The organism is Halomonas sp., from assembly GCF_014859505.1.
Taxonomy (GTDB): domain Bacteria; phylum Pseudomonadota; class Gammaproteobacteria; order Pseudomonadales; family Halomonadaceae; genus Halomonas.
The window spans coordinates 1-3,043 of sequence record NZ_JACUUD010000213.1 but is presented as its reverse complement, the minus strand read 5'-3'; the positions used below and the strand labels follow the sequence as shown (position 1 = coordinate 3,043).

At 68.3% G+C, this 3,043-nt stretch carries 3 protein-coding genes; all 3 read left to right on the top strand.

The window, feature by feature from the left end:
* Positions 1-167 precede the first annotated feature (167 nt).
* Positions 168-422, top strand: a complete 255-nt coding sequence (locus tag IBX53_RS15515; protein ID WP_290911099.1) for a type II toxin-antitoxin system Phd/YefM family antitoxin — start codon at positions 168-170, stop codon at positions 420-422.
* Positions 419-673, top strand: coding sequence for a Txe/YoeB family addiction module toxin (locus IBX53_RS15510; RefSeq protein WP_290911096.1), 255 nt, complete (start codon positions 419-421; stop codon positions 671-673). The genes IBX53_RS15515 and IBX53_RS15510 overlap by 4 nt, the downstream gene beginning before the upstream one ends.
* A gap of 70 nt (positions 674-743) precedes the next feature.
* On the top strand, positions 744-3,043 hold a 2,300-nt coding region (locus tag IBX53_RS15505; RefSeq protein WP_290911093.1), incomplete at its 3' end, for a Lon protease family protein.

The window sequence follows — 3,043 nt, the reverse complement described above, 5'->3', positions numbered from 1 at the left end:
CCCGCGGTTCGACGCTTCGGCGAATGCCGGCGAAGCCGCCCGGCGGTGTTGCCCGCCATCGCTGATGGCGCTGATCTGGGTGCTGTACGGAAAGGCCCTGGTGGTCGAGCTTCGTGGTGTTGATGTACAGAAACAAGTACAATGAAGCCCGTCAAAGGAGACCCACCATGGATACCGTCACCTATACCCATTTTCGCAGTCACCTGGCCAAGGTGCTCGACCGCGTCAACGATGATCATGTGCCGGTGCTGATCACGCGCCAGAATGGCAAGCCGGCCATCGTGATGTCGGTCGAGGACTTCAAGTCCTACGAGGAAACCGCCTACCTGATGGCCAGCCCCGAGAATGCACGCCGTCTCAACGAGGCCATCGCCGAAGCCGAGCGTGGCGAGGGGGACGAGCACGGGCTCATCGACCCATGATGCTGACGTGGGCGACAACCGCCTGGGAGGACTATCTCTACTGGCAGGGGCGCGACAGGAAGACACTCAAACGCATCAATACCCTGATCAAGGATATCCAACGCCATCCGTTCGATGGGCTGGGTGACCCCGAGCCCCTCCGGCATCAGTGGTCGGGTTACTGGTCGCGTCGAATCGATCGTGAACACCGCCTGGTCTACAAGGTCACGGACAGCGCCATCGTGATCGTGCAGTGCCGCTACCACTATTGAGCGCCCCCCTCGACCGCCGCCCCGCTATGCGTCATCTTTGAAGCAAGCGAACTGACGCAGGCGGGATGAGATGCCGCGGACGAACAGGGAGAGGGTGATGGTCGAGGCGCTGACGGTTTCCGAGGTCTACCGGGCCTGCCCGGAGGAGGCCTTTTCCTTCGAGATGACCAGCGAGCTTCCCTCGCTGGACCTGCTGAGTGGCCACGATCGGGCGCGGGAGGCGCTGGACTTCGGCACCGCGATTAGAAGCGATGGCTTCAACCTCTTCGTGCTGGGCCAGCCGGGCCACGGCATGCACGGCCTGGTGGGGTGCTATCTGGAGGAGCGCTCCCGGGACGAGTCGCCGCCGCCGGACTGGGGCTATCGCTACAACTTCGAGGACCCCTCGGTGCCGCTCTACCTGTCGCTGCCGCCGGGGCTGGGCCGCCAGCTGCGCCGCGACATCGAGGCCCTGGTGGATGAGCTGCGCAGCGCCATTCCGGCGGTGTTCGAGAGCGAGGAGTACCAGAACCGCCTGCAGGAGCTGAAGCAGGCCATGGGCGAGCGCCAGCGCGACGCCATCGAGGCGGTGCGCCGCGAGGCCCGCGAGCAGGGCGTGCTGCTGCTCTCCACCCCCAACGGCTTCACCTTCGCGCCGGCGGGCGAGGAGGACAAGATGCTGTCGCCGGAGGAGTACGAGAAGCTGCCCAGGGAGGAGCGCGAGCGCATCGAACACACGGTGGAGATCCTGCAGCGCAAGCTGACCCAGGCGATCCGCCGCATGCCCAAGCTCGCCAAGGAGCTGCGCGATCAGGTCCATGGCCTCAACGAGGAGGTGCTGCAGACCGCCATCGGTGCGCCCCTGACCGAACTGGAGGAGCGCTACGCCGAGGAGGCGGGGGTGATCGCCCACCTGGCGGCGATCCGCGAGGCGATCCTGACCCATGTCGACTCCTTCCTCTCCGACGAGCCCGAGATTCCCCCGGAGGCGGTGTTCAGCCGCTTCCACCTGAACCTGCTGGTGGACAACGCCGACACCGAGGGGGCGCCGGTGATCTACCAGGACCTGCCCGGCCACCAGCACCTGGTAGGGCGCATCGAACACCACGTGCACAACGGCACCCTGCTCACCGACTTCTCGCTGATCCGCGCCGGGGCCCTGCACCGCGCCAACGGCGGCTACCTGGTGCTGGACGTGCGCGGCGTGCTCACCCAGCCCGGCGCCTGGGAGACCCTCAAGCGCATCCTGCGCGCGGGGGAGATCCGCACCGAATCCCTGGAGCAGGCCTACGGCCTGATCAGCACGGTGGGCCTGGAACCCCAGCCGATTCCTCTGGATGTGAAGATCGTGCTGCTCGGCGAGCGGCTGCTCTACTACCTGCTGTGCGAGCACGACCCGGAGTTCCTGGAGCTGTTCAAGGTGCAGGTGGACCTGGAGGACGAGCTGCCGCGCAGCGAGGCCAACCTGACTCTCTACGCCCATATGGTGGCGACCCTGGCGCGGGAAGCGGCGCTGCGCCCGCTGGACCGCAGCGGGGTGGCGGCCACCATCGAGCGCGCCAGCCGCCTGGCCGACGATCAGCAGCGCCTCACCGCCCGCCACCGCGACCTGAGCGACCTGCTGCAGGAGGCCGACCACTGGGCGGCCATGGAGGACGCCACCCTGATCACCCGCGCCCACGTTGAGAAGGCCGTGGCACAGCAGCTCCATCGCGCCGGGCGCATCCGCGAGCGCAGCCACGAGCAGATCAACCGCGGCACGGTGATGATCGCCACCGAGGGTCGCGCGGTGGGGCAGGTGAACGGCCTCGCGGTGCTGGCCCTGGGCGACTTCGCCTTCGGCCAGCCGACCCGTATCACCGCGACCGCCAGGCCCGGCGCCGGCCAGGTGGTGGACATCGAGCGCGAGGCGCGCCTGGGCGGGCGCATCCACACCAAGGCGGTGATGATCCTGTCGCGCTTCCTGGCCGGCCGCTACGCCCCGGATGCGCCGCTGTCGCTCTCGGCGAGCCTCGCCTTCGAGCAGTCCTACGGCGGTATCGAGGGAGACAGCGCCTCGGTGGCGGAGATGTGCGCGCTGGTCTCGGCCATCGCCCGGGTGCCGCTGGACCAGGGCTTCGCGGTGACCGGTTCCATCAACCAGCACGGCGAGGTGCAGGCGGTGGGCGGGGTCAACGAGAAGATCGAGGGCTTCTTCGACGTCTGCCGGGCCCGGGGCGAGCTCGGCGGCCAGGCGGTGATCCTGCCGGCCAGCAACGTGGAGCACCTGATGCTCAAGGCCGAGGTGCGCGAGGCCATGGCGGCGGGGCGCTTCCGTATCTTCCCCGTGCGCCACGTGGACGAGGCGCTCGCCCTGCTCACCGGCGAGGCGCCCGGCGAACCCGACGAGGG

Bases quoted from the DNA above. Each gene is read 5' to 3' on its own strand.
- IBX53_RS15515 (WP_290911099.1), top strand. From the start codon at position 168: ATGGATACCGTCACCTATACCCATTTTCGCAGTCACCTGGCCAAGGTG.
- IBX53_RS15510 (WP_290911096.1), top strand. From the start codon at position 419: ATGATGCTGACGTGGGCGACAACCGCCTGGGAGGACTATCTCTACTGG.